This window comes from Salipiger abyssi (assembly GCF_001975705.1).
In the GTDB taxonomy this organism is placed as follows: domain Bacteria; phylum Pseudomonadota; class Alphaproteobacteria; order Rhodobacterales; family Rhodobacteraceae; genus Salipiger; species Salipiger abyssi.
On the sequence record NZ_CP015093.1, the window covers coordinates 2,350,181 to 2,374,920 of the forward strand.

Below are 24,740 nucleotides of genomic sequence, written 5' to 3' on the forward strand. Positions count from 1 at the left end.
AGGTCATGCCCGGTTTCAGAGCTTTTCGGTCAGCTCCGGCACCGCCTGGAACAGGTCGGCCACGAGGCCGTAATCGGCGACCTGGAAGATCGGTGCCTCTTCGTCCTTGTTGATCGCGACGATGACCTTGCTGTCCTTCATCCCCGCAAGGTGCTGAATCGCCCCGGAAATCCCGCACGCGATATACAGATCCGGCGCCACAACCTTGCCCGTCTGGCCGACCTGCCAGTCGTTCGGCGCAAAGCCCGAATCCACCGCCGCCCGCGACGCGCCCACGGCGGCGCCCAGCTTGTCCGCCAGCGCCTCGATGATCGCGAAATCCTCTTCCGAGCCCACGCCGCGCCCGCCGGAAACCACGATCCCCGCCGAGGTCAGCTCGGGCCGGTCGCTCTCGGCCAGCTTGTCCTCGATCCATTCCGAAAGCCCCGGGTTTGCGCCCGCCGCAACGTCCTCGATGGGGGCAGACCCGCCGGTCGCCGCCGCGTCGAAGGTCGAGGTCCGGAAGGTGATAACCTTTTTTTCATCCTTCGATTTTACCGTCTGCATGGCATTGCCCGCATAGACCGGCCGTTCGAACGTATCCACATCAACCACAGAGGTGACATCCGTCAGAACCATCACATCGAGAAGCGCCGCAACACGCGGCAGGATGTTCTTGGCATCGGTCGTCGCCGGCGCCACGATATGGCTGTAATCGCCCGCAAGCGACACGACCAGCGCCGCAACCGGCTCTGCCAGGCGGTGGCCGTAAAGCGCATCCTCCGCCACCAGAACCTTGGCCACACCCTCAATGGTCGCGGCCTCTGCCGCCGCGTCCTTCGCCTGCGCGCCCACCGCCAGAACGGTGACCTCGCCAAGCGCCGTAGCCGCGCTCACCGCCTTTGCGGTGGCGTCCATCGCCAGCGCGCCGTCATTGATCTCTGCCAGAAGAAGAACCGCCATCACACCGCCCCCGCGTCTTTCAGTTTCGCAATCAGCTCATCGACCGAGCCGACCATCTCGCCCGCCTTGCGCGCCGCAGGCTCCGCCGTGCCGACGATCTCAAGCCGCGGGGCGACGTCGACGCCGTAATCGCCGGGCGTCTTCTCCTCGAGCGGCTTTTTCTTCGCCTTCATGATGTTGGGCAGCGAGGCATAGCGCGGCTCGTTGAGCCGCAGGTCGGTGGTGACGATGGCGGGCAGGCCGACCTTGATGGTCTGCAAGCCGCCATCGACCTCGCGCGCCACCACGGCGCTGTCGCCGTCGATCTCCAGCGTGTTGGCATTGGTGGCCTGCGCCAGACCCGCCAGCGCCGCCAGCATCTGGCCGGTGGCATTCAGATCGTTGTCGATCGCCTGCTTGCCGCAGATCACCAGCCCTGGCTGCTCTTCCTCGACGATCTTCGCCAGGATCTTGGCCACCGCCAGCGGCTCGATATCCTCGTGCACATCCTCGGCGGCGACCACCAGGATCGCCCGGTCCGCGCCCATGGCGAGCCCGGTGCGCAGCGTCTCCTGCGCCTGTTTCACCCCGATGGACACGACGATCACCTCATCGGCCTTGCCGGCCTCCTTCAGCCGGATCGCCTCTTCCACCGCGATCTCGTCGAACGGGTTCATCGACATCTTCACATTCGCCAGATCGACACCCGATCCGTCCGCTTTCACACGGACCTTCACGTTGTAGTCGATCACGCGTTTCACAGGCACCAGGACCTTCATGCGGTTCTCTCCCTTGTGTGTGTCGCGCCTCGGCACGACTCCTGAAATTTGCTCTCCCACGGGGTGATATCGAACTGGACGCAAGGGAAACAGGCCTAAAACGACCTCCTGGCGCCAAATGGACGCGGCGTTCCTTGTGCAAATGTCCAATTGCCGCGCCGCAAAGACAGCCGGCAAACGCCCGCCCGTCTCAGTCGCGCCCGTCGCAGATTGCTTTCAGCGCCTGCCACTCGGCGGCGTCGAGCACCGGGCGGTCGGGCAGCCCCTCGGGGGTGGCGGCCCGCGCGGCGGCGATGCGCGCGGAGAGCTGCGGATGCGAGGCGAAATGCGCCATCGGTCCCTCGCGGTCGCCGAATTCCGAGCGGAAGGTTTCGAACATATCGCCGAGGGCAGAGGGCGGCAGGCCGGCGGCGAGCAGCGCCTCATGGGCATAGGCATCCGCCTCGGCCTCGGCGCTCTGGCTGTAGCTTGCGTTGATCAGTCGCTCGGCCAGAAACACCATCGCCGCCCCGCCGGTGAAATCGCCGAAGACAAGCCCCAAGAGCCCCACCGAACCCGCCGTGCGCAGCGCGTGGCGGGTGGGGTCGCGATGCACCACATGGCCGATCTCATGCGCCAGCACGGCGGCGACCATGTCCGGCCCGTCGGCCTTGTCGAGCAGCCCGCGCACCACCACGACCTGTCCGCCGGGCGCGGCGAAAGCGTTCATCATCCGGTGGTCGATCACGCTGACCTCGAGCGGATAGTCGAGATCCTGCCCCTCGGTCAGCCGCGCGACCATCCGGTCGAGCGCGGCCTGCCCGTCGGGCGCGTCGCAATCCAGCGCACCGACCTCGGTGGCGCCGAGAAACCGCTCCATCTGCGCCTTGACGCTGCGCCCGAAGGCGATCTCCTTCTCCAGCGGTAGGAGGCCGGCCAGCGTGTCGGCCAGCGCCGGCAGGATGACGAAGAGCATCAGCGCCACCGCCGCCAGCGCGCCGCCGAGCCGCAGCGCGATGCGCCGCCCGGTGCCGGTGCGCAGATCCTTGCGGTTGAGGCGCGGACGGGTGCGGCGCAGCCAGGCGACCATCTCGGGGTCTTCGACCACCAGCCGCGCCGGGTCGCGCAGCGATTCGTCCTCGGTCTCGCGGTGCCGTGCCAGCACGATCTGGCGGTCATCGGCATGATCGCCGAGCGCGCGCAGGTCGGGCAGCGGCCAGACCAGCGGTTCGGGCAGCGCCTCGCCGGTGATCACCAGCGCCTGAAGGTCGCGCGACAGCTCCACATGCACCGCGTGCCGTGCCGCCGAGCGCCCGTCATAGAGATGCGCGTCGCCCTTCATGGCTCAGATCGCCCCGCCGATATCGAGCGCATCGGCAAAGCCCTCGGCATCGGCGCCCTGATCGGCGGCGCGCTGGTGGATCTCGGCGAGCGCGGGAAGGTTGATGACGGTGATCGTCTGCACATAGTGCTTGAGGATCGGCTGGGTGATCGCCGCCAGCGCCCCGGCCTGCGCGGCGGTCAGCGTCAGCAGGTAGCCGGCGACGGTGATGATCACCGGCGGGATCATGCCCGGCTGGAACTGGCCGTTCATGGCTTCGAAATCGATGCCCGAAAGCGTCATGGCGACAATGCCACCAAAGATCCCGGTGGCGACCGAGAGGCAGATCCCCAGCACGATGGTGCCGAGGATATAGGTCAGGATGACCGTCTTGGTGCTGGGATGGGCGTGAAAGGCCACCTTGCCACTCAGCATCTTGTTCTGCGCCAGATAGGCAAAGCTCTGCACCCGGTAGGAGATCACGCCGATGGCGAACCAGACCACGCCCACCGGAATCGCGAGGGCGCTGAGCACCCCGAGCAGCGGGCCCGACTGCGCAGCGAGCGCGGCGGCCAGCACGCCGAGCGCGATCAGCGCGAGCCCGACAAAGATATGCTTCATCTTGCCGTATAGCGCCGTCCAGCGGCCCTGCTGGTCGAAACGCGCGTCGCCGAACCAGGTGCGGTCGGTCATGTATTTTTCCAGCCGGAAGGTCATCAGCGGCGTCAGAAGCCCCAGCGAGGCCAGTGTCAGCAGCCAGTAGCCGATAGCGCGAAAGGCGTAGCCCCAGGCATCCTTGTCCATGCCGAAGCGGATGCCGCGCCAGCGGGTGCGGGCGAGCTTGTAGCGGCGGGCGCGGTAGATGGCGAAGAAAATGAAAGGCATCAGCGCCAGCGCGGAGACAGAGAATCCGGCGGTCTGCGCCAGCGCCTGTTGGGGCGTCTGCGGCGCGGCAAAGATCGTCAGGCCGAAATAGAACAGCACGATCTGGATGAGCCCGAGATAGACCGCGAGGAACACCACCGCCATCAGGAAGCCGAGGAATTTCTCAAGCCCCGTGCCGGTATATTCGAAGCGCGAGCCGTCGAGCCGCGAGGAGGACCAGATATAGCGGCGAATGCGGGTCTTGGCCCAGAACCGGTAGATGCCGAGCGTTAACAGCGTCAGCAGCCCGGTGCGCAGCGCCAGCCAGAACAGCGCCTTGCCGTCGCCGGTATAGTCTCCATGGGCATAATTGCCGTCACTCATGGCTCAAATCGCCTTGTCGAAACCTGTTGCGGGCGCAGCCTAACAGAGCCTGCGCCCGGGCGATATCAGGTAAAGCTGTTATCCCGCGGGAAGCCGCGCGGCGCCATCCGGCCCGAGCTGGCGCGCTTGCCGATCCACTCGTCCAGCACGGTTTCGGTGCGGGTGCGGCCTGCCGGGTCGTGCCAGGAAAGCCCGTCGGCCAGCGTGAAGGTGGTGGCGTCGGAAAGGCCGCCATCCTTGTATTTCTGCAACCGCACGCCCTTGCCCCGGCCCATCTCGGGCAGCTCGTCGGCCATGAAGACCAGCACCTTGCGGTTCTCGCCGACCACGGCCACCGCATCGCCTTTGACCGGTTTGCAGATCTTGGCCTTCACCCCGTCCTTGACGTTGAGCACCTGTTTGCCGGAGCGGGTCTGCGCCAGAACGTCGTTTTCCGGCACAACAAAGCCGTCGCCCGCCGAGGATGCCAGCAGCAGCCGCCGGTCGGGCACATGGATGAAGAGATCGACGATCTCCACATCGTTGGGCAGGTCGACCATGATGCGCAGCGGTTCGCCCATGCCGCGCCCGCCGGGCAGGTTGGCGGCAGAGACCGTGTAGAACCGCCCGTTGCTGCCGAAGACCAGCAGCCGGTCGGTGGTCTCGGCGTGGAAGATGAAGCGCGGGCCGTCGCCATCCTTGAACTTCAGCTCACGATCCAGCGCGATATGTCCGGTCATGGCGCGGATCCAGCCCATCTGGGAGCAGACCACGGTGATCGGCTCGCGCTCGATCATCGCCTCGAGCGGCACCTCTTCGGCCTCGCCGGCCTCGGCAAAGGAGGTCAGCCGGGCGCCGCGGTCGAGATCCTTGGCGAATTTCTTGCGCACCTCGCGCAGCTCTTCGGAGATGCGCTTCCATTGCAGGTCGTCGCTGTCGAGCAGGTCTTCGAGCCCGGCGCGCTCTTCCATCAGCTTGTCGCGCTCGTTGACCAGTTCCAGCTCTTCAAGGCGGCGCAAGCTGCGCAGGCGCATATTGAGGATTGCCTCGGCCTGCACGTCCGAGAGCCCCTCGGAACGGCCGATGAAGCGGTGCGGGATCTGCGCCGGGCCGCCCTCGTCGGCCAGTACGCCGCGCGCCACCGCCTCGGGATCGGGTTGCAGCTCCAGCGACTTGACGTCGATGCCGGTCAGCGGCGAGCGGTAATCGCTTTCATCCGTGGCGCGCGCAATGGTGGCCTGGTGCGGTTTCGACCAGTCCTCGTACATCAGCGCGGCCTTGGGGTCGTCGTCGTAGCGGATGATGTCGATCACACGGTCGAGATTCAGGAAGGCGACGATCAGGCCTTCGAGCACCTCCAGCCGGTTGTCGATCTTGGCCATGCGGTGGCGCGCCCGCCGGATCAGCACATCGCGGCGGAAATCGAGGAAGGCGCGCAGCACCTCTTTCAGCGAACAGACCTTGGGGGTCACCCCGTCGATCAGCACGTTCATGTTGAGCGAGAAGCGGATTTCCAGATCGCTGTTCTTGAACAGCAGGTTCATCAGCAGATCGGGGTCGATATTCTTGGATTTCGGCTCCAGCACCATGCGAATGTCGTCGGCGCTCTCGTCGCGGATATCGGCGAGGATCGGCACTTTCTTGGTCTGGATCAGCTCGGCCAGACGCTCGACCAGCTTGGATTTCTGTACCTGATAGGGGATCTCGGTCACCACGACCTGCCACTGGCCGCGGCCCAGATCCTCGACCTCCCATTTCGCCCGCAGCCTGATGGAGCCGCGTCCGGTGCGATAGGCCTCGGCGATATTGTCGCGCGGCTCGACGATCACCCCGCCGGTGGGGAAATCGGGGCCGGGCACATAGTTCAGCAGCGTCTCATCGCGGGCGTCGGGGGTCTTGATCAGATGCAGGCAGGCGTCGATCAGCTCGCCGATATTATGCGGCGGGATATTGGTCGCCATGCCCACCGCGATGCCGCTGGAACCGTTCGCCAGCAGGTTGGGATAGGAGGCGGGCAGCACCGAGGGCTCTTCCAGCCGGCCATCGTAGTTCGGGCGATAATCGACGGCGTTCTCGTCGAGCCCGTCGAGCAGCGCCTCGGCCATGATGGTCATGCGCGCCTCGGTGTAGCGCGAGGCCGCCGGGTTGTCGCCGTCGATATTGCCGAAGTTGCCCTGACCGTCGACCAGCGGGTAGCGGATGGTGAAATCCTGCGCCAGCCGCGCCATGGCGTCATAGATCGCCGCGTCCCCGTGCGGGTGGAAGTCCCCCATGGTGTCGCCGGAGATTTTTGCTGATTTCAGGAAGCCGCCGCTGGAACTAAGTCGCAGCCTGCGCATTGCATATAGGATACGTCGATGCACGGGCTTCAGGCCGTCCCGCGCGTCCGGAAGGGCGCGGTTCATGATCGTCGACAGCGCATAGGTCAGGTAGCGCTCGCCAATGGCTCGGCGCAGCGGCTCGGCCACATCACGGGGGTTCATATTGGGGTCATCGACGATATCGCTCATAGATGCTGTGATATCTTCGCAGCCGCCGCCGGTAAAGCGATCCCGGCATGCGCGAGAGAAATTTTCCGCTTTTCGCTTCGGCAAGATCGGAGAATCGGATAGAGCTTACTCTACGCCACGTTGTCTTCCCGTGGCTGGACGATTGATTTTAGAGACAGTGTTACTGCGTGCGGTCGGGGGGCCGGGTTTGTCATGACGCGATTCATTCTTTTGACGTTCGGATTTCTCGGCTGGGCCTGGTATGAAATGTCCGGAGGGGCCGCCTATCAGGCTGGTACGTCCGCCAATGCGGAAGCGGTTGCCGAAGCGGTGCAGGTGCCCGAAGTCGCGCGGGCCGAGACTGGCGCCGCCGATCTGACGTCTGTCTTGCAGGCCCGGGCCGTCCCTGCCGAGATCCCGACACCGAAGCTCGACGTGACGCTCGCCGCCGCCGCTGCGGAAACGCCGGCGAAGATCGCGCCCGCGCCCGCCCCGGCGGTGACCGTCGCTGCCGTCGACGTCCGGAGCGACGCCGCTCCCGCCGCCCCCGAGCTCCAGATCCTCCCGGATCTGCGCGAGGTCACCGGCAATCGCGTCAATATGCGCAACGGGCCGGGCACCGGGTATTCCGTGGTCTCACAGCTTCGGCGCGGTGAGACGGTCGAGGTGATTTCCGATCCCGGTCAGGGCTGGGTCCGGCTCAAGGTGGTCGAGACCGAGCGTGTCGGCTGGATGTCCGACGATTTCCTGCGCATCGTTCTGAACTGAGCGCCGCTTGCGCTGCCCCGGGCTTTGGCCTAGGCCGCCAGCGACGGGCAGGGAAGGGCGCGCATGACCGGAAAATCCGTTCTTATCACCGGTTGTTCCTCGGGGATCGGCTATGACGCCGCGCACGGGCTTCGCGCACGCGGCTGGCGTGTCTTTGCCGCCTGCCGCCAGGAGGCCGACTGCGAGAGGCTGCGCGGTGAGGGGTTTGAGAGCCCGCAGCTCGACTATGCCGACGAGGACAGCATGCGCCGCGCGCTGGACCAGGTGCTGGAGGCCACCGGCGGCACACTGGATGCGCTCTACAACAATGGCGCCTTTGCGGTGCCCGGCGCGCTGGAGGATCTGCCCACAGGTGCGCTGCGCGAGATCTACGAGGCCAATCTCTTCGGCTGGCACACGCTGACACGGGCGGTGATCCCGGTGATGCGGGCGCAGGGGCATGGGCGCATCGTCAACTGCTCTTCGGTGCTGGGCCTGGTGCCGATGCCCTGGCGCGGCGCCTATGTCTCGACGAAATTCGCTCTCGAGGGCCTCACCGACGTGCTGCGGATCGAGATGCGCGACACGCCGATCAAGGTCATTCTTGTGGAGCCCGGTCCGATCACCTCGCGCATCCGCGCGAATTCGGTGCCGCATTTCGAAAAATGGGTGGACTGGCAGGCCTCGCCGCGACGGACGCAATACGAGGGCTCGCTGCTCAAGCGGCTTTATGCGGCGCCGTCGAAAGATACGTTCGAGTTGCCGCCCTCGGCGGTGACGCGCAAGCTGATCCATGCGCTCGAACATCGCAACCCGCGCCCGCGCTACTACGTGACCTTTCCCACCCATCTGATGGGCCGGCTGCGGCGTCTGCTGCCGACCCGGGCGCTGGATGCGCTGATCGACCGCGCCAGATAACCGGTTCGCTTTTTCGCGCCGAGCCGCTATGTCACGGACAAAGCCCGGAGGGAGACCCGATGCGAGACGATCCTTTGTTCATGGTGATGGCCGCGGCGATGCTGGTCGTGGTGGCGATCCTGCTTTTCGGCATCGGCAGCTTTGCCAAGGGCGGCGAGTTCAACAAGAAATACGCGAACAAGGCGATGCGCTGGCGCATCATCGCGCAATTCGTCGCGGTGGTGCTGATCGTGCTGTTCGTTCTGATCCGCAGAGGAGGCTGAGCATGGTCGTTCTGAACAAGATCTATACCCGCACCGGCGACAAGGGCGAGACCGCGCTGGTCAATGGCACCCGCGTGCCGAAATTCGCGCCCCGGGTCGAGGCCTATGGCACGGTGGACGAGCTGAACTCGGTGCTGGGGGTGACCCGGCTGCATGCCGAGGGCGATCTGGACGCGGCGCTGGCGCGGATCCAGAACGACCTCTTCGATCTCGGCGCCGATCTGGGCCGGCCCGAGATGGAGAAGGATGCCGAGGCGGGCTATCCGGTGCTTCGCATCGTCGCTGCGCAGGTCGACCGGCTGGAGGCGGAGATCGACGCGATGAACGCCAAGCTGGAGCCGCTGCGCAGCTTCGTGCTGCCGGGCGGATCGGCGGCGGCGGCGCATCTGCACCAGTGCCGCACCGTGGCGCGCCGCGCCGAGCGCCGCGCGGTGGAGCTGGCCTCGGTCGAAGAGACCAACGAGCACGCGGTGAAATATCTCAACCGTCTGAGCGACTGGTTCTTCGTCGCCTCGCGGATCTGCAACGACGACGGCAAGGCCGATGTTTTGTGGGTTCCGGGTGCGAACCGCTGAAAGCGGCGGGGCGTCCAGCGGACGGCCCGGCCCCCGGAAGCGCCGCGAGGCGCCGGCCCGAGAGGGCGGGGGCGAACCGCTGAAAGCGGCGGGGCGTCCAGTGGACGGCCCGGCCCCGAAACCTGGGCTCCGGCTTTTCCTTGCGAAAGATGTCCGGGGCGCGGAACAAGGCGAAGCCGCCGCGCCATTCCAAGGGCTGACGGTGGCGCAGCTTGCCCCTGTCTGATGTGGTGAGGACGCTCAGCCCGCCCCAGCCACCGGTCGCGCCTCGATCACCACGAAGGCCTGCGCCCAGGGGTGATCGTCGGTCAGCGTCACATGGATGATCGCCTCGTGTCCCTCCGGGGTCATCGCGTCGAGCCGCTCTTTCGCCCAGCCGGTCACATGCATCACCGGCTGGCCGCTGCGCAGGTTGGTGACCGCCATGTCCTTCCAGGCGATGCCCATGCGCAGCCCGGTTCCCAGCGCCTTGGAGCAGGCCTCCTTCGCGGCCCACCGCTTGGCATAGGTGCCGGCCACATCGGCGCGGCGCTCGGCCTTGCGCTGCTCGGTCTCGGTGAAAACCCGATTGCGGAACCGGTCTCCGAACCGGTCGAGCGTGCGCTCGATCCGCTCGATATTCGCCAGATCTGTGCCGATGCCGAGGATCATGCCGCCGGGGCGCGCCGCGTCACGCCCGTGCCTCGTCCATCAGGCGGCGCATCTCGGCGATGGCGGGACCGAGGCCCAGAAAGATCGCCTCGCCAATGAGGAAATGGCCGATATTCAGCTCCATCACCTCGGGGAAGGCCGCCACCGGTTTCACCGTCTCGTAGGTCAGCCCGTGGCCCGCATGCACCTCCAGTCCCAGCGAATGGGCAAAGGCGGTCATCTCGCGCAGGCGCTCCAGCTCAGCATCGCGCTCGGCGAGATTGCCCTCGGCGTGGAAATCGCAATAGGCGCCGGTATGCAGCTCGACCACCTGCGCGCCGATCCGGGCAGAGGCTTCGACCTGCCGTTTGTCGGCGCCGATGAACAGCGACACCCGGCAGCCCGCCGCGCGCAGCGGCTCGACGAAATGTCCCAGCCGGTTCTCGTCCTGCGCCACGTCGAGTCCGCCCTCGGTGGTGCGCTCCTCGCGCTTTTCCGGCACGATGCAGACCGCATGCGGCTTGTGGCGCAGGGCGATGGCTTGCATCTCGTCGGTGGCAGCCATCTCCAGGTTCAGCGGCAGGGTCAGCCCGGCCATCAGCCCGTCGATATCGGCATCCGAGATATGGCGGCGGTCTTCGCGCAGATGCGCGGTGATGCCGTCGGCGCCGGCCTCCTGCGCCAGTTGCGCCGCGCGCAGCGGATCGGGATAGGCGCTGCCGCGCGCATTCCGCACGGTGGCGACGTGGTCGATATTGACGCCCAGCCGCAGGCGTCCGGCAAAATCACTCATTGCATCCTCGTGAGGCATCGCGTTTGGCGCGGAGACTAGACCGCAAAACCGGGCTAGGAAACCGCTTTTCACGGTCAGCCCGCGCTGCGGCCGGCTGCAAGGAACGGTATCATACCAGACCCGGGCGGTATTAGACTTGGCCGCGCAAAGCCCTGAAAATCGTTGCAACACGTCCTCCACGCAAAAGGCACCGCAATGACCAAGATCGACCGGATCGAGACCACGCTCATCGACCTCCCGACCATTCGCGGGCATGTGCTGTCGATGACCACGATGATGGTGCAATCCATCGTTCTGGTGCGGGTCCGCTTCTCCGACGGGTCGGTGGGGCTGGGCGAGGGCACCTCCATCGGCGGCATGAGCTATGGTGCCGAGAGCCCGGAAAGCATCAAGCTGGCCATCGACACCTATATCGCGCCGGTTCTGGAGGGGCTCGACGGCGACCAGATCAATGCGGCCATCGACGCGATGCAGCGTGCGGTCAAGGGCAACCCGATTGCCCGCTGCGCGGTCGAGACGGCGCTCTGGGACGGGCTGGCCAGGCGGCTGGGCGTTTCGGTGGCGCAGCTCTTCGGCGGGCCGGTGCGCCGGGCGATGCCGGTGGCCTGGACGCTGGCCTCGGGCAAATCCGAGACCGATATCGAAGAGGCGCAGGCGATGCTGGAAAGCCGCCGGCACAACATCTTCAAGCTGAAGATCGGCAAGCGCGCGGTGAGGGACGACATCGCCCATGTGGCGGCGATCTGCGACGCGGTGGGCGACCGCTCGTCGATCCGGGTGGATGTCAATCAGGCCTGGTCGCTGAGCGAGGCGCGCTGGGGGCTGAAGGGCTTGCAGGAGATCGGCGTGGATCTGGTCGAGCAGCCCATCGGCGCGCGTTATCGCAAGCAGCTTAAAGCGCTGACCGATGGGTACGAGATCGCGGTGATGGCCGACGAGGCCCTTCAGGGCCCCGAGGACGCGATGGCCTATGCCGCCGGGCGCTCGTCGGATGTCTTTGCGGTGAAGATCGCGCAGTCCGGCGGGCTGAAACGCGGCTCCGAGGTGGCCTCCATCGCGCAGGCGGCGGGGATCGGGCTCTACGCCGGCACGATGCTGGAGGCCGGCGTGGGCACGGCGGCGGCGTTGCAGCTTTTCTCGACCTTCCCCGAGCTCGACTGGGGCACCGAGCTCTTCGGTCCGCTGCTGATGAAGCAGGACATCCTGGCCGAGCCCATCCGCTATGAGGATTTCTCGGTGCATCTGCCGGAGGGCCCGGGGCTGGGTGCGGAGCTGGACGAGGACCGCATCGCCCAGTTCCGCCGCGACCGCAGCGCGCAGGTGGCTGGGGTGGCGGTGCCCGGCGGGGTGTGAGGCCTACTGTTTAATTGGTTGGAGTGTTCAGCTTGAAAATCGTGTGTCAGGTCTTGTTGAAATGGCGGCCTCGAGTCCCAAGCTGAAGTTGACATTTTTCTCGATCGTGCAACTCATGATCCATGGAAATCCAGGCGATCTTCGAAAAGAGCTTTTCTGGTCCTCCGGGAGATGCGGTGTGGATTGTAGAAAGCGCCTCCAACCGAAATTGGTTCGCGTCGGCGAAGCGCAATCTTGCTCCGAACAGCGCAATTTTTTCATTGGAGCGGTATCGTTCGGTCGATCGTGCGCTTTGTCACGTAGTTTGGGGCATCAAAGACCATTTCCCCAGGTGGCAAAGCATACACGTCCTCGGTCTGCCGCCCGCGCTTTTGATTCCCGCTGAGATGGAGCAAGAAGGTCGCTGGGTTCGGCGACCCGACGGGCTTGTTTTACATCGCGAATAACAATCTGTTCCGTCCCGCTTTGCTGAATTTCAGTCTGACGATGCCTCTCGAGTCCTACCCGGGGAATTTCTATCGAGATGCTAGCGCCGTATGCGGCACCCATCCGGATCTCGCTCTCAAAACGCCTTTCGCGCCACGCTCTGTGCGATTTGCACGAAGGTCTTCACATGCGGGCCCTGTTCGTCGAGCCGGTAGTTGAGCGACAGGGAGGTCTCGCCGATCTGCGGGGCGATCTCGCGGAAGCGCACGCCGTTGCGGGCGCCGGAGGCGACCGAGGCCGGCACGATGCAGACGCCTTCGCCGATGGCCACCAGGCTGAGCGCGGTGAGCAGATCCATGGTGAAGAGCTTCTTGCCCACCTCCAGCCCGTGCGCGGCGCAGCTCTCCAGCACCAGATCGGCATAGGAGGGGCGGGGGAATTCCGGGTAGAGGATGAAGCTCTGCCCGCGCAGCTCGTCGATGGTGACGCGGCCCTGCTTTTCGGTCTCCATCGTGTCCGGCATGGCGGCGACCAGCGGCTCGACGCCCAGGTGGATCGTGCGGAACTCGGCATCCTTCAGCGCCGGGCGGGCAAAGGCCACGTCGATTTCGCGGCTGACGAGGCGGCGCTGGAGCTGGGCATTGTTCATCGGCGTCAGCGTCAGGTTCACATCGGGCCGGTTGGCGCGGAAGGATTTGACGATATTGGGCAGGATGCCGAAGGTCGAGGAGCCCACGAAACCGATGCGCAGCCGGCCCTCGGCGCCTTCGCCGAGCCGGCGCACCTCGAGCTGCATGTCCTCGAAATCGCGCACCAGCCCCCGGCCGCGTTCCAGCAGACGCTCGCCGGCCTGGGTCAGGCTCACCGCGCGGCGTCCCCGGTTGAAGAGCACCGCGCCCAGCTCGTCCTCGATCTGCTTGATCTGGCGCGACAGCGGTGGCTGCGCCATGCCCAGCCGTTCGGCGGCGCGGCCGAAATGCAGCTCTTCGGCCACGGCGATGAAATAGGTCAGTTGCTTGAGATTCATGATCGGCGCTCCCCGCCGCCATTCTCGCGTGCGGGCGGCAAAAGAAAAACCCCCGCCGAAGCGGGGGTTTCGCGCCGAATGTCGCAGGGATACGCTTATTCGGCGGCGATCCGGTCCTCGGCGGCGGCGCGCTTGAGGACGAAATCGAATTGCACATGCAGCTCGGTGTCGAGCTCGGGACCGGCCTTTTTGAACTCGGCCACGAGGCTGTCCTTCACCGCAAAGACGCTGTCGTCGTCGAGCCAGGCGGAGGAGCTGTCATAGACCTGGCTGATGAGCGGGCGATAGCCGTCCTTGGACAGGATGAAATGCATGTGGCCGGGGCGGTTGGGGTGGTGACCCATGTAGCGCAGCAGCTCGCCGGCGGTTTCGTTGTCGGGGATCGGATAGGGCACCGGGCGCACCGCGCGGAAGGCGTAGTGGCCGTTCTCGTCGGTCTCGAACCGGCCGCGCAGGTTGTAGTCGGGCTGATCGGGGTCGTGGTTTTCGTAGAGCCCGTTGGGCGCGTCCTCCCAGACATCCATGATCACGCCAGCCAGCGGCTTGCCATCGGCATCGCGGACATGGCCTTCGAAATAGGCGGTCTCCTGATCGTCGAAATTCTTCAGCACGGTCGAGGCGCCCTTGGGCAGAACCGGCGGGTTCTCGCGGTAGAACGGCCCCAGCACGGTGGATTCGCTCTCGCTGCCGCTGACCGGGTTCGACAGCATGTCGACCAGCACCTCGACGCCGAGGATGTCGCCCAGCAGGATGAACTCCTGACGCTTGTCGTCGCAGATCTGCCCGGCGCGGGCGAGGTAGTCACAGGCGGCGAGGAACTCGTGGTGCTGGAGCTTCACGTCCTTGCAGAAGGCGTGCAGGTGCTTGATCAGCGCGGTCATTATCTCGCGCTGACGGGCGTCGATCTCGCCGTTCCGGCCCAGCGACGCGGTGACCACGTCGGTGACGTTTTCCAGGGTGATTGCCATGATGATCTCCTCCCGAGATGACATATTCAAATCATGGCGGACAGTCGCGCTTTGCGGGGCGCAATCCAATATCCGCGAAGGTATTGCGCAATACTCTTCTGCATCCGCCCGCTTGGGTATCGGCTGATACTCGTGCCGTCATTGCTGTGACCAAGCGGCGCGCGCATGGTCCGCGCGACGCAAGGCATGGGAGGCGAAATGCTGCAAGAGATCCAAGCGATGCCCGCCGGGCTGGCGGCGCGCCCGCATCTGCTGCGCCTGGGGCGGCTGGTGTCGGAGACGGTGCTGCTCAAGGTCGGCGATATCGAGCACTATCTGGTCTTCGACAAGGGCGCGCTGGCCGAGATCGTGCCGGGCCCGTCGAAGAAGATCCCCTACCGCGTGGCGCTGGTCACCGACCGCGAGGCGCTGGAGAAATTCTGGCAGCCGATCCCCGAGCCGGGCTTTCACGATATCTTCGGGCTGGTGAAGATCGGCCGCGCCGAGATTCTCGGCGACATCCTGTTTCTGGTGAAGAACCTGCGCTTCTTCAAAGAGCTTCTGGCATTGCCGCGGGAGGGCCGGGCATGAGCATCGAACCGATCATTGGCCGCTATCTGACCGTCGAGGTCGCAGGCCGCGCGCAACGCATCTATTTCGAGGAGGCCGGGCAGGGCCGCCCGGTGCTCTGCCTGCACACGGCGGGCGCCCATACCGGTCAGTGGCGGCATCTGATGAACGATGCCGAGGTGACCGGCGCCAACCGCCTGATCGCCTTCGACATGCCCTGGCACAGCAAATCGCTGCCGCCCGAGGGCTTCCAGACCGAGGAATACCTGCTCACCACAGACGCCTATATCGAGACCATCCTGGCGGTGATGGATGGGCTGGGGCTGGAAAAGCCGGTGCTGGCGGGCTGTTCGATGGGCGGGCGCATCGCGCTTCAGCTCGCGGCGCTGCATCCCGAGCGCTTTGCCGGCTTCATCGCCATCGAGGCCAGCGACTTCCAGCCCGCCTGGTACGATATCGACTGGTTCCACCGTCCCGACGCCCATGGCGGCGAGATGGGCGCGGCGCTGGTCTCGGCCAATATCTCGCCCTACGCACCGGAGGCGGAGCGCTGGAATACGCTGTGGATGTTCATGCAGTCGGGGCCGGGCGTGTTCCGGGGCGATTTGAGCTTTTACACCAGGGATGACAGCCTGATCCCGCGTCTGGGGCAGATCGACACTGCCAAAACGCCCGTGCATATCATCGCCGGCGCCTACGATCTCACCTGCACGCCCGAGGATGCAAAACGCACGGCGGATGCGATCCCCGGTGCGACGCTTGCGATCATGGACGAGCTGGGTCATTTTCCGATGAGCGAGCATCCGCAGGGCTTCCGCCCGTATTTCCTGGATGCGCTATCGAGGATGTCATGAGCGAAACCCCCTGTATCATCTGCGTGGCGATCACCGGATCGCTGCCCACCAAGGCGGACAACCCCGCCGTGCCGATCACCGTCGAGGAGCAGGTCGCATCGACCCGCGAGGCCTTTGAGGCGGGGGCGACCGTCGCCCATTGCCATGTGCGCGACGACGAGGGCAAGCCGACCTCGGATCCCGAGCGGTTCGCGCAGCTGAAAGCAGGGATCGAGGCGGCATGCCCCGGCATGATCGTGCAGCTTTCCACCGGCGGGCGCTCCGGCGCCGGGCAGGCGCGCGGCGGCATGCTGCCGCTCGCCCCCGACATGGCCTCGCTCTCGGTGGGCTCGAACAACTTTCCGACGCGGGTCTACGAGAACCCGCCGGATCTGGTCGAATGGCTGGCCTCCGAGATGAAAACCTATGGGGTGAAGCCCGAGATCGAGGCGTTCGATCTCTCGCATATCTATCAGGCCAAGGCGATGGCCGAGCGGGGCGCGCTCGAAGGCACGCCCTATGTGCAGTTCGTCATGGGCGTGAAGAACGCCATGCCCGCCGACAAGCGGGTGTTCGACATCTATGTCGAGACGGTGAAGCTGCTTTTCGGCGCCGACGCGCCCTGGTGCGCGGCGGGGATCGGGCGGCATCAGATCGAGGTCAACGAGTGGGCGGCGGCGGCCGGCGGCCATCTGCGCACCGGGCTCGAGGACAATATCCGGCTCGACCGCGACACGCTGGCCCCTTCCAACGCGGCGCTGGTGACGCGGGCGGCGGAGGTGGCGAAACGCCATGGCCGCCCCATCGCGACGCCGGAACAGGCGCGGCGCATGCTGGGGCTCCGCGCCGCCTGATCGCGGCCCCGAAGGGCGGCGCTGTGACGCGGGCAGGCCGTTTGCCTCGGCCCCATGCCGGGTCTAAGACAGGCCGATAGCGGAACTTTTCGGGGCATCTCTTGGCCAAACGCACGTCACCGGACCGGCTGTTGCCGAAACAGGCTCAGGGCACGTTGCGCCGCGCCGCGCTGCTCTCGGCGCTGGCCGCCGCGCTCTGGCCCTTGCAGGCGCTGGCGCTGGCCTGGGGCATTGGCGGCTGGGTGACAGAGGCCGCGCCGCAGGCGAGTCTAGCCGCCGCCGGGGCTTTTGCGGTCATCGGGATTGTCCGCGCGGTCGCCGACCGTATCGCCGCGCGGCTGGCCTTTCACGCCGCCGATGGCGTCATCCACGATTTGCGGCAGGCGCTGCTGACCCGCGAGGCGCGGCGTCCGGGGGCGGCGGCCTCCTCCGCCGCGCTGGCGGCGATGCTGACCGAAAAACTGGCCATTCTCGGGCCGTGGATCACCCGTTACCGCCCGGCCATGGCACGCACCAAACTGGTGCCGCTGCTGATCCTGGCGCTGGCCTTTTACGTGTCCTGGGCGGTCGGGGTGATTTTTCTCGTCGCCGGGCCGCTGATCCCGGTCTTCATGGCGCTGGTGGGCATGGCCGCGAAAGAGGCAAGCGCCCGCCAGATGGTCGAGATCGGCGATATGAACACGCTGCTGATCGACCGCATCGCCGCGCTGCCCGATATCCTGCTGCTGAACGCGGGCGATGCGTCGCGCGCCGCCTTCGAGGCGCGCGCCGAGGGGCTGCGCGAGCGCACCATGGCGGTGCTGCGGGTGGCGTTCCTGTCGTCGACGGTGCTGGAGCTGTTTTCGGCCATCGGCGTGGCGCTGGTGGCGGTCTATGTCGGCTTTTCGCTGCTGGGCGAGGTGAATTTCGGCACCTGGGGCACCGGCCTGACGCTGGCAGAGGGGGTGTTTCTGCTGCTGCTGGCGCCGGAGTATTTCCAGCCTTTGCGCGACCTCGCTGCCGCCTGGCACGATAAGGCCGCCGCCGAGGCGGTGGCCGACGAGCTGGATGCGCTGGAAGCGGACGAGACGACGCCGGTGCTGGGGCAGGGCGCCCGCGCCGAGCCGCTGGCCGGACCGGCTTCCGTCGCGCTGAGCAGTGTCGCGGTGCGGCGCGGAGACCAGTTGCTCGCGCTGCCGGATCTCGACGTGGCGCCGGGCGAGAGCGTCGCGCTCTCCGGCCCCAGCGGCACCGGCAAATCCACCGCGCTCGATCTGATCGCCGGGCTGCTGACGCCGGAAGAGGGTCAGGTGACGGTGGCCGGTCAGGCGCTGGCTTGCGAGATCGCCGATGCCTGGCGCGCGCGTGTCGCCTATGTGCCGCAGAGCGTGCATGTGCCCGACATGACCCTGCGCCGCTTTCTCGATCCGCATGACCTTAGCGCCGACATGGACGCGGCGCTGCGCAAGGCCCGTGCCGAGGGCATCGTCGCGGCGCTGCCAGAGGGGCTGGAGACCGTTCTGGGCGAGACCGGCGCCGGCGTTTCGGGCGGCGAGGCGCGGCGGCTGCTGCTGGCCCGCGCTTTCCTGACCGGGGCCGACGTGATCCTTGCCGACGAGCCGACCGCCGATCTCGACGCCGCCAATGGCGGGGCGATCATCGACGCGCTGGCGGCGCTCGCTGCCGAGGGTCGCACGGTGATCGTGGCCACCCACGACCCTGCGCTCTCTGGTGCGATGGGGCGGGTTGTGACGGTCGGGGAGGGCGCGGCATGAGGCGGCTCTGGCAGGTTCTGCGGCTGCTCTGGAAGGCCGAGCCCTGGGCGATGTGGCGCGGCGCGGCGCTGGCCGTGGCGGTGCTGATCATGGGCGCGGCGCTGCTCGGGCTCTCGGGTTGGTTCATCACCGCCACCGGCATCGCCGGGCTCGCGGGGATCGGCATCGCCTTCGATGTGTTTCGCCCCTCCGCCGGCGTGCGCTTTCTGGCGCTGGGCCGGGCGGCGGCGCGCTATGGCGAGCGGCTGCTGACCCACGATGCCACGCTGCGGGCGCTGGCGCGGCTGCGGGTGACGCTGCTGGCGCGGCTGGAGCGCTTCTCCATGCCCGAGCTGCGGCGGCTGCGCGGGGCGGCGGCGCTGACCCGGATCACGGCGGATGTGGATGCGCTCGACGGCGTGGTGCTGCGGCTGGCGCTGCCGGTGGCGGCGGCGCTGATCACCCATGGCGCGGCCTTCGTGGCGCTCTGGGCGCTGACCTCGCATGCGGTCGCGGCCTCTGTTGCGCTGGGCTATCTGCTGGGCGGCGGCGTGGTGCTCTGGCGGGTGGGGCGCGCGACGCTGGCGCCCTCCAGCCAGGCCGAAGAGGCGATGCAGACCCTGCGCCAGCGCGCCATCGGGATGTTCCGGGGCCGGCGCGAAGCGATCCTTCAGGGCGCGCTGCCGCGCTGGCGGGGGGCGCTGGACGACACCGAGGCCGAGGCGCGCGGCGCCATGGACCGGCTCGATGCCATCGACACCGGCGCCGGCATGATCCTCGCGGTGATCGTCGCGCTGGTGACGGCGGCGGCCTTTGCGCTCGCGGGCTGGCTGGTGGCCGATAGCGGGCTCGACCCGGCGCGGGCGGCGATCGGGGTCTTTGTCTCCATCGCGCTGGCCGAGACGCTCTTGCCGCTGCGCCGGGGCATGGCCGAGATCGGCCGCATGCGCGACGCCGCCGAGCGGGTCATGGCCGACCCCGCGCCGCACCGCCTGCCGAAACGCAGCGGCCCGGCAGAGCCGGCGCAGCCCGGCGCGGCGCTGGAGGTGCGGCACCTGTCGCTCGCCCGCCCGGGCTGGTCGCGGCTGTTGCTGCACGATCTGTCCTTTGGCGTGATGCCCGGGGAGATGCTGGCGATCCGCGGCGAAAGCGGTGCGGGCAAGAGCACGCTCTTCGACGTGCTGGCGGGGCTGGAGACCGCCACGGCGGGCGAGGCCTTGCTCCTCGGCAAACCGCTGCCCGACTGGGAGACGCCGGCGCTGCGCGATGCGCTCACGCTGGTGCCGCAGCGCGCGGCGCTGCTCTCGGGCAGCATTCTGGAAAACCTCGCGCTCGCCGACCCGGATCTGACCGAGGACAAGGCGCTTGCGGTGCTGCGCGCCGTGGCGCTCGACGAGGCGGTTTCCGCGCGTGGCGGGCTGGGGTCACAACTCGGTGAGGGCGGTGCCGGATTGTCGGGCGGGCAGGCCCGCAGGCTGGTCCTGGCGCGGGCACTGCTGCGCCGCCCGGCGGTGCTGTTGCTGGATGAGCCGACCGAGGGGCTCGACGGTCCGACGGCCCGCCAAGTGCTTACAGGCGTTCGGGAATTTCTGCCGGAAGCGGGGATCGTCACGGCCTCTCACCGGGCGGCTGAACTGGACGCGGCAGACCGGGTGCTGACCCTCGAAAGCTACATTCCGAAAAACTGATATTTTTGATCCAGATCAAATCATGACCCTTTGAGTCGGGTGTAGCAAACCCTCAAATTTGACTCTGTGAAATAGGTTTATTGCGCAGGGACAAACATGAATCTGTGGTGCATGTTTAATTCGTAATCCTGAGACAGTGATCTGCGAAGCTGACAGGGGCCACCTAAACCGAGGAGACGAAAAATGGAGCTCGATATCGTCGAGCTGTCGCGCCTGCAATTTGCGATGACGGCGATGTATCACTTCCTGTTCGTGCCGCTGACACTGGGTCTGTCGATCCTCGTGGCGATCATGGAGACGGTCTATGTGATGACCAACCGTCCCATCTGGCGGCAGATGACGAAATTCTGGGGCACGCTGTTCGGCATCAACTTTGTGCTGGGTGTCGCGACAGGGATCACCATGGAATTCCAGTTCGGCATGAACTGGAGCTATTACAGCCACTATGTCGGGGATATCTTCGGCGCGCCGCTGGCGATCGAGGGTCTGATGGCATTCTTCCTGGAGGCGACCTTTGTGGGCCTGTTCTTCTTCGGCTGGGATAAGCTGTCGAAAGTGGCGCATATGATCGTGACCTGGCTGGTCGCCATCGGTTCGAACTTCTCGGCGCTGTGGATTCTGATCGCCAATGGCTGGATGCAGAACCCGGTCGGCGCGCAATTCAATCCCGACACCATGCGGATGGAGATGACCTCCTTCTTCGAGGTGCTCTTCAACGAGGTGGCGCAGGCGAAATTCGTGCACACGGTCTCCGCCGGTTATGTCACCGCGGCGGTCTTTGTGCTGGGGGTTTCGGCCTGGTACATGCTCAAGGGCCGGCATGTGGAGCTGGCGCGCCGCTCCATCGCGATCGCGTCGAGCTTTGGCCTTGCTGCCGCGCTGTCGGTCGTGGTGCTGGGCGACGAGTCCGGCTATTCCGCCTCGCACACCCAGAAGATGAAGCTCGCCGCCATCGAGGCGATGTGGGAAACCCATGACGCGCCGGCGCCCTTCACCCTGGTCGGCTTCCCCGACAAGGAGGCGCGCGAGACGCACTACGCGCTTGAGATCCCCTGGGTGATGGGGCTGATCGGCACCCGCTCGCTGACCCAGGAAATCCCGGGCATCGAGCAGCTGGTGAGCGAGGCCGAGGACAAGGTGCGTTCGGGCATCGTCGCCTATGACGCGCTGATGACCATTCGCGAGCAGCGCGACGCCACCCCGCCAGAGGTGCGCGAGACCTTCGAGGCGCATTCGGCGGATCTGGGCTTTGCCTTCCTGCTGAAACGCTATGTCGACGACCCGCGCGAGGCCACCGATGCGCAGATCGTGCAGGCCTCCGAAGACACCATCCCGGGCGTTGCGCCGCTGTTCTGGGCGTTCCGGATCATGGTCGGGCTGGGCTTCGGCTTCATCGCGGTGATGCTCTATTTCTTCGTGATGTCGAATTTCCGCACCATGCAGTTCCCGCGCTGGGCGCTGCGCACGGCGGTGTTCATCATCCCGGCGCCCTGGATCGCGGCGGAGCTTGGCTGGTTCGTGGCCGAGTTCGGACGCCAGCCCTGGACGGTGGACGGCGTGCTGCCGACGGCGCTTTCGGTCAGCCATCTCAGCATCGGCGATCTGCTGGTGACGCTGGCGGGCTTCGTGATCTTCTACACGGTGCTGTTCGTCATCGAGATGAGCCTGATGGTCAAATACATCCGCAAGGGCCCGTACATGGATGTCGAGGAAACCGACCAGTGGCTGGAGCGCCACGAGCACCGGCTGCGCACCCATGATGGCAAAGGGCCCTTTGCCGATCCTTCTGATCCGAGCACCTCTGGTGCGACACCGGCGGAGTAAGTCACATGATCCTGCATGAATTTCTGAGTTTCGAGTTTCTGCGCGTGGTCTGGTGGGTCCTGCTGGGCGTGCTGCTGATCGGCTTCGCGCTCACCGACGGGTTCGACATGGGCGTCGGCGCGCTGCTGCCCTTCGTCGGCAAGACCGATGTGGAGCGGCGCGTGGTGATCAACACCATCGGCCCGGTCTGGGAAGGCAACCAGGTGTGGTTCATCCTGGGCGGCGGCGCGATCTTTGCCGCCTGGCCACCGCTCTACGCGGTGAGCTTCTCGGGCTTTTACCTGGCGATGTTCGCCGTGCTCGCGGCGCTGATCCTGCGGCCCGTCGGGTTCAAGTACCGCTCCAAGCGCGACAGCCAGCGCTGGCGCAACAACTGGGACTGGGCGCTGTTTGTCGGCGGCGCGGCCCCGGCGCTGCTCTTTGGTGTGGCGGTGGGCAATGTGCTGCTGGGCGTGCCGTTCCATCTGACCGAAGATCTGATGCCGATGTATGACGGCACCTTCTACGGCAAGTTCCTTGGCCTGCTGCGGCCTTTCGCGATCCTCTCGGGCGTGGTGTCGCTGTCGATGCTTCTGATGCATGGCGCCGCCTGGCTGACGCTGAAGACCGAAGGCATGGTGCAGATCCGTGCCCGCAATATCGGCACGGTTGCCGGCATCGTCGCCGCCGCGACCTACGCGCTGGCGGGTGTCTGGCTGGCCTTCGGTGTGGACGGCTTTGCCATGGTCGGCGAGGTGGTCACCGACGGACCGTCGAACCCGCTTTACAACGAAGTCTCGCGCGGGGGATCGTGGCTGGCCGCCTATGGCGAGCGGCCCTGGATCGCCATCGCGCCGCTGATGGGTTTTGCCGGCATTGCCATGGCGGTGCGCGGGCTGCGCGAGGGCCATGAGGTCTCGACCCTGCTGTGGTCGAAACTGGCCATCACCGGCATCATCGCCAGCGTCGGCCTGACCATGTTCCCCTTCGTGCTGCCCTCGACCGTCGATCCCACCAGCTCGCTGTCCGTGTGGGATGCCACCTCCTCGCATCTGACTCTGTTCGTGATGCTGGTGGCGGCGGTGATCTTCATGCCGCTGATCATGCTCTACACGGCCTGGGTCTACAAAGTGCTCTGGGGCAAGGTCACCGAAGAGGAAGTGACCGGCAGCTCTGACAGCGTCTACTGAGAAAGGAGACAGAACATGTGGTATTTTGCCTGGCTTCTCGGCCTGCCGCTGGCCGCGCTCTTCGCGGTTCTGAACGCGATGTGGCTGGAACTGCGGGTCGATGCCTGCCTCGCCGACGAGGGCGAGTGCCCGGTCGGCAAGCACAAGCGCTGAGGCGCCGAATTCCGCTGTCACTTCGTCCCTGACAGCGGGAGCAGGGGCGGGGCGGACCACGCGTGCGGTCCGCCCCGGCTCCGGTAAGAAAACTCCAGCAAGAAAAACAAGCAAACGACACTCGACATTTGATCTGAGTCATCGTGACGCCAAAACAGATATTCTAAAAACACGATATGTCGAGGAGGGTAACAATGACCGACATGAGAAATTTCAGTCCGAGCCGCCGTGGCTTTCTCGGGCTGGCTGCCGGTGCAGGGGTGCTGGCTGCCGCGGGTGCGGGACGGGAGGCGCAGGCGCAGGTTGCCACCAGCGCCCATATCGTCATTCTGGGGGCCGGTGCCGCCGGCACCGCGCTCGCCAACCGGCTGGTGCGCCGCCTTGACGGTGCCCGCATCACCATCGTGGATGGCCGCCGGGAGCACTGGTATCAGCCGGGCTTTTCGCTGATTGCCGCCGGGCTCAAGGCGCCGGGCTATTCCGTGAGCCAGACCACCGACTGGCTGCCGTCCGGCGTGGAGCTGAAACAGGATTTCGCCGCCAATATCGACCCCGAGGCCAAGACCGTCGCGCTACAGGGCGGTGAGGTGCTGAACTACGACTACCTCGTGGTCGCCACCGGCCTGACGCTGGACCATGCCGCCATCGAGGGCTTCGATCTCGATCTGGTGGGCAAGGACGGCATCGGCGCGCTTTATGCGGGGCCGGACTACGCCGCGAAAACCTGGCAGGCGGCGCAGGCCTATACCGAGACCGGCGGCGTGGGGCTTTTCACCCGACCGATCACCGAGATGAAATGCGCCGGCGCGCCGCTCAAGCACACCTTCCTGATCGACGACATCGCCCGCAAGGCCGGTGGCCGCTCGAAGATGGATGTGCACTACATGGCGCAGAACGACACGCTCTTCGGCGTGCCGATCGTGTCGGAAAAGGTGCGGATGCTGTTCGGTCAGCGCCAGATCACACCGGAATATTCGCATGTGCTGAAGGCGATGGATCCCGGCGCCAAGCGCGCCACCTTCGCCACGCCGCAGGGCGATGTGGAGATGGATTACGACTATATCCACGTTATCCCGCCGCAGCGCGCGCCGCAGGTCATCCGCGACAGCGGGCTGAGCTGGGCCGACAAATGGGTCGGTGAGGGCTGGATGGAGGTCGACATGGCCAATCTCCGTCACCTCCGCTACCCGGAGGTCTTTGCGGTGGGCGACATCGCCGGTGTGCCCAAGGGCAAGACCGCCGCCTCGGTCAAATGGCAGGTGCCGGTGGTCGAGGATCACCTCGTGGCGCAGATCGCGGGCACGACCGCCGACAGCGCCTATGACGGCTATACCTCCTGCCCGCTGATCACCCGCGTGGGCCGCGCCATGCTGGTCGAGTTCGACTATCACAACAACCTCGTGCCCAGCTTCCCCGGCGTGATCGCGCCGCTTGAGGAGCTGTGGGTCAGCTGGCTGATGAAGGAGATCGCGCTCAAAGCGACCTACAACGCCATGCTGCGCGGCCGGGCCTGAGGAGGAG

The 24,740-nt window shown here is 66.3% G+C and carries 23 protein-coding genes; 14 read left to right on the forward strand and 9 right to left on the reverse strand.

The genetic code is table 11. From position 1 onward, the window contains the following. Positions 1-15: 15 nt before the first annotated feature. The 5 genes from Ga0080574_RS14920 to Ga0080574_RS14940 form a co-directional block, all read right to left on the reverse strand. Positions 16-942 carry an electron transfer flavoprotein subunit alpha/FixB family protein gene (locus Ga0080574_RS14920; protein WP_076701019.1) on the reverse strand — a complete coding sequence of 309 codons (927 nt, stop codon included), beginning with the start codon at positions 940-942 and terminating at the stop codon, positions 16-18. Then, positions 942-1,700 (reverse strand): electron transfer flavoprotein subunit beta/FixA family protein, encoded by a 759-nt coding sequence (locus Ga0080574_RS14925; RefSeq protein ID WP_076701022.1) that lies wholly within the window; start codon positions 1,698-1,700, stop codon positions 942-944. The genes Ga0080574_RS14920 and Ga0080574_RS14925 overlap by 1 nt, the downstream gene beginning before the upstream one ends. Positions 1,701-1,890: 190 nt before the next feature. Next, complete coding sequence (locus tag Ga0080574_RS14930) at positions 1,891-3,021, reverse strand: M48 family metallopeptidase (RefSeq protein ID WP_076701026.1); 1,131 nt, start codon at positions 3,019-3,021, stop codon at positions 1,891-1,893. A 3-nt stretch (positions 3,022-3,024) separates the two neighbouring features. Then, a complete protein-coding gene (locus Ga0080574_RS14935; protein ID WP_076701030.1) occupies positions 3,025-4,248 on the reverse strand; it encodes a DUF898 family protein in 1,224 nt (407 codons plus the stop codon). 65 nt (positions 4,249-4,313) lie between these two features. Continuing rightward, complete coding sequence (locus Ga0080574_RS14940; protein WP_076701033.1) at positions 4,314-6,737, reverse strand: DNA topoisomerase IV subunit A; 2,424 nt, start codon at positions 6,735-6,737, stop codon at positions 4,314-4,316. Between the two features lie 192 nt (positions 6,738-6,929). Between Ga0080574_RS14940 and Ga0080574_RS14945 the strand changes: the two genes are divergently transcribed. From Ga0080574_RS14945 to Ga0080574_RS14960, 4 genes are all read left to right on the forward strand, one after another. After that, positions 6,930-7,484: an SH3 domain-containing protein gene (locus tag Ga0080574_RS14945; RefSeq protein ID WP_076701039.1), complete on the forward strand. Its 555-nt coding sequence runs from the start codon at positions 6,930-6,932 to the stop codon at positions 7,482-7,484. 63 nt (positions 7,485-7,547) lie between these two features. After that, a complete protein-coding gene (locus Ga0080574_RS14950; protein WP_076701043.1) occupies positions 7,548-8,381 on the forward strand; it encodes an SDR family NAD(P)-dependent oxidoreductase in 834 nt (277 codons plus the stop codon). A 59-nt stretch (positions 8,382-8,440) separates the two neighbouring features. After that, entirely contained in the window at positions 8,441-8,644 is a 204-nt protein-coding gene (locus tag Ga0080574_RS14955; RefSeq protein WP_076701047.1) for a twin transmembrane helix small protein, read from the forward strand. A gap of 2 nt (positions 8,645-8,646) precedes the next feature. Further along, entirely contained in the window at positions 8,647-9,219 is a 573-nt protein-coding gene (locus Ga0080574_RS14960; RefSeq protein ID WP_076701051.1) for a cob(I)yrinic acid a,c-diamide adenosyltransferase, read from the forward strand. 240 nt (positions 9,220-9,459) lie between these two features. Here the strand turns inward: Ga0080574_RS14960 and acpS are convergent, their stop codons facing one another. Together acpS and Ga0080574_RS14970 are read right to left on the reverse strand one after the other, a co-directional pair. Next, on the reverse strand, positions 9,460-9,870 hold the full coding sequence (gene acpS / locus Ga0080574_RS14965) for a holo-ACP synthase (RefSeq protein ID WP_076701056.1): 411 nt from the start codon (positions 9,868-9,870) through the stop codon (positions 9,460-9,462). Positions 9,871-9,889: 19 nt separating this feature from the next. After that, on the reverse strand, positions 9,890-10,642 hold the full coding sequence (locus Ga0080574_RS14970; protein ID WP_076701059.1) for a pyridoxine 5'-phosphate synthase: 753 nt from the start codon (positions 10,640-10,642) through the stop codon (positions 9,890-9,892). Positions 10,643-10,837: 195 nt separating this feature from the next. Between Ga0080574_RS14970 and Ga0080574_RS14975 the strand changes: the two genes are divergently transcribed. Continuing rightward, positions 10,838-11,995 (forward strand): muconate/chloromuconate family cycloisomerase, encoded by a 1,158-nt coding sequence (locus tag Ga0080574_RS14975; RefSeq protein WP_076701062.1) that lies wholly within the window; start codon positions 10,838-10,840, stop codon positions 11,993-11,995. A 562-nt stretch (positions 11,996-12,557) separates the two neighbouring features. On the opposite strand, the gene Ga0080574_RS14980 is transcribed toward Ga0080574_RS14975, so the two are convergent. Both Ga0080574_RS14980 and Ga0080574_RS14985 read right to left on the reverse strand, forming a co-directional pair. After that, positions 12,558-13,448 (reverse strand): LysR family transcriptional regulator, encoded by an 891-nt coding sequence (locus Ga0080574_RS14980; RefSeq protein WP_076701067.1) that lies wholly within the window; start codon positions 13,446-13,448, stop codon positions 12,558-12,560. A gap of 95 nt (positions 13,449-13,543) precedes the next feature. Next, positions 13,544-14,419, reverse strand: a complete 876-nt coding sequence (locus Ga0080574_RS14985) for a dioxygenase family protein (RefSeq protein WP_156876459.1) — start codon at positions 14,417-14,419, stop codon at positions 13,544-13,546. Positions 14,420-14,614: 195 nt separating this feature from the next. On the opposite strand from Ga0080574_RS14985, the gene Ga0080574_RS14990 reads away from it, so the two are divergent. The 9 genes from Ga0080574_RS14990 to Ga0080574_RS15030 all read left to right on the forward strand — a co-directional run bounded on the left by Ga0080574_RS14990 (position 14,615) and on the right by Ga0080574_RS15030 (position 24,733). After that, positions 14,615-14,986, forward strand: a complete 372-nt coding sequence (locus Ga0080574_RS14990; RefSeq protein ID WP_076706006.1) for a hypothetical protein — start codon at positions 14,615-14,617, stop codon at positions 14,984-14,986. Then, positions 14,983-15,819 (forward strand): alpha/beta fold hydrolase, encoded by an 837-nt coding sequence (locus Ga0080574_RS14995; RefSeq protein WP_076701076.1) that lies wholly within the window; start codon positions 14,983-14,985, stop codon positions 15,817-15,819. Before Ga0080574_RS14990 ends, Ga0080574_RS14995 begins: the two co-directional genes overlap by 4 nt. Further along, positions 15,816-16,652 (forward strand): 3-oxoadipate:acetyl-CoA acetyltransferase, encoded by an 837-nt coding sequence (locus Ga0080574_RS15000; RefSeq protein WP_076701080.1) that lies wholly within the window; start codon positions 15,816-15,818, stop codon positions 16,650-16,652. The genes Ga0080574_RS14995 and Ga0080574_RS15000 overlap by 4 nt, the downstream gene beginning before the upstream one ends. Positions 16,653-16,753: 101 nt before the next feature. Beyond that, a complete protein-coding gene (gene cydD, locus Ga0080574_RS15005; RefSeq protein ID WP_076701084.1) occupies positions 16,754-18,406 on the forward strand; it encodes a thiol reductant ABC exporter subunit CydD in 1,653 nt (550 codons plus the stop codon). Next, positions 18,403-20,073, forward strand: coding sequence for an amino acid ABC transporter ATP-binding/permease protein (locus Ga0080574_RS15010; RefSeq protein WP_076701087.1), 1,671 nt, complete (start codon positions 18,403-18,405; stop codon positions 20,071-20,073). The genes cydD and Ga0080574_RS15010 overlap by 4 nt, the downstream gene beginning before the upstream one ends. A 183-nt stretch (positions 20,074-20,256) precedes the next feature. Continuing rightward, positions 20,257-21,897 (forward strand): cytochrome ubiquinol oxidase subunit I, encoded by a 1,641-nt coding sequence (locus Ga0080574_RS15015; protein ID WP_076701090.1) that lies wholly within the window; start codon positions 20,257-20,259, stop codon positions 21,895-21,897. A 5-nt stretch (positions 21,898-21,902) separates the two neighbouring features. Then, the gene (gene cydB / locus Ga0080574_RS15020; RefSeq protein WP_076701095.1) at positions 21,903-23,066 is read left to right on the forward strand and encodes a cytochrome d ubiquinol oxidase subunit II; all 1,164 of its coding nucleotides are present in this window, start codon (positions 21,903-21,905) and stop codon (positions 23,064-23,066) included. A gap of 15 nt (positions 23,067-23,081) precedes the next feature. Next, complete coding sequence (cydX, locus tag Ga0080574_RS15025; protein ID WP_076701099.1) at positions 23,082-23,219, forward strand: cytochrome bd-I oxidase subunit CydX; 138 nt, start codon at positions 23,082-23,084, stop codon at positions 23,217-23,219. A 194-nt stretch (positions 23,220-23,413) separates the two neighbouring features. Continuing rightward, a complete protein-coding gene (locus tag Ga0080574_RS15030; protein WP_076701103.1) occupies positions 23,414-24,733 on the forward strand; it encodes an NAD(P)/FAD-dependent oxidoreductase in 1,320 nt (439 codons plus the stop codon). Positions 24,734-24,740: the final 7 nt, after the last annotated feature.

Coding starts and splice junctions, on each gene's coding strand:
- Ga0080574_RS14975 (WP_076701062.1), top strand. CDS start 10,838: ATGACCAAGATCGACCGGATCGAGACCACGCTCATCGACCTCCCGACC.
- cydB (WP_076701095.1), top strand. CDS start 21,903: ATGATCCTGCATGAATTTCTGAGTTTCGAGTTTCTGCGCGTGGTCTGG.
- cydX (WP_076701099.1), top strand. CDS start 23,082: ATGTGGTATTTTGCCTGGCTTCTCGGCCTGCCGCTGGCCGCGCTCTTC.
- Ga0080574_RS14925 (WP_076701022.1), bottom strand. CDS start 1,700: ATGAAGGTCCTGGTGCCTGTGAAACGCGTGATCGACTACAACGTGAAG.
- Ga0080574_RS14955 (WP_076701047.1), top strand. CDS start 8,441: ATGCGAGACGATCCTTTGTTCATGGTGATGGCCGCGGCGATGCTGGTC.
- Ga0080574_RS14930 (WP_076701026.1), bottom strand. CDS start 3,021: ATGAAGGGCGACGCGCATCTCTATGACGGGCGCTCGGCGGCACGGCAC.
- Ga0080574_RS14935 (WP_076701030.1), bottom strand. CDS start 4,248: ATGAGTGACGGCAATTATGCCCATGGAGACTATACCGGCGACGGCAAG.
- Ga0080574_RS14980 (WP_076701067.1), bottom strand. CDS start 13,448: ATGAATCTCAAGCAACTGACCTATTTCATCGCCGTGGCCGAAGAGCTG.
- Ga0080574_RS14945 (WP_076701039.1), top strand. CDS start 6,930: ATGACGCGATTCATTCTTTTGACGTTCGGATTTCTCGGCTGGGCCTGG.
- Ga0080574_RS15030 (WP_076701103.1), top strand. CDS start 23,414: ATGACCGACATGAGAAATTTCAGTCCGAGCCGCCGTGGCTTTCTCGGG.
- acpS (WP_076701056.1), bottom strand. CDS start 9,870: ATGATCCTCGGCATCGGCACAGATCTGGCGAATATCGAGCGGATCGAG.
- Ga0080574_RS15015 (WP_076701090.1), top strand. CDS start 20,257: ATGGAGCTCGATATCGTCGAGCTGTCGCGCCTGCAATTTGCGATGACG.
- Ga0080574_RS14970 (WP_076701059.1), bottom strand. CDS start 10,642: ATGAGTGATTTTGCCGGACGCCTGCGGCTGGGCGTCAATATCGACCAC.
- Ga0080574_RS14920 (WP_076701019.1), bottom strand. CDS start 942: ATGGCGGTTCTTCTTCTGGCAGAGATCAATGACGGCGCGCTGGCGATG.
- Ga0080574_RS14990 (WP_076706006.1), top strand. CDS start 14,615: ATGCTGCAAGAGATCCAAGCGATGCCCGCCGGGCTGGCGGCGCGCCCG.
- Ga0080574_RS14940 (WP_076701033.1), bottom strand. CDS start 6,737: ATGAGCGATATCGTCGATGACCCCAATATGAACCCCCGTGATGTGGCC.
- Ga0080574_RS14995 (WP_076701076.1), top strand. CDS start 14,983: ATGAGCATCGAACCGATCATTGGCCGCTATCTGACCGTCGAGGTCGCA.
- Ga0080574_RS14960 (WP_076701051.1), top strand. CDS start 8,647: ATGGTCGTTCTGAACAAGATCTATACCCGCACCGGCGACAAGGGCGAG.
- Ga0080574_RS15010 (WP_076701087.1), top strand. CDS start 18,403: ATGAGGCGGCTCTGGCAGGTTCTGCGGCTGCTCTGGAAGGCCGAGCCC.
- Ga0080574_RS14950 (WP_076701043.1), top strand. CDS start 7,548: ATGACCGGAAAATCCGTTCTTATCACCGGTTGTTCCTCGGGGATCGGC.
- Ga0080574_RS15000 (WP_076701080.1), top strand. CDS start 15,816: ATGAGCGAAACCCCCTGTATCATCTGCGTGGCGATCACCGGATCGCTG.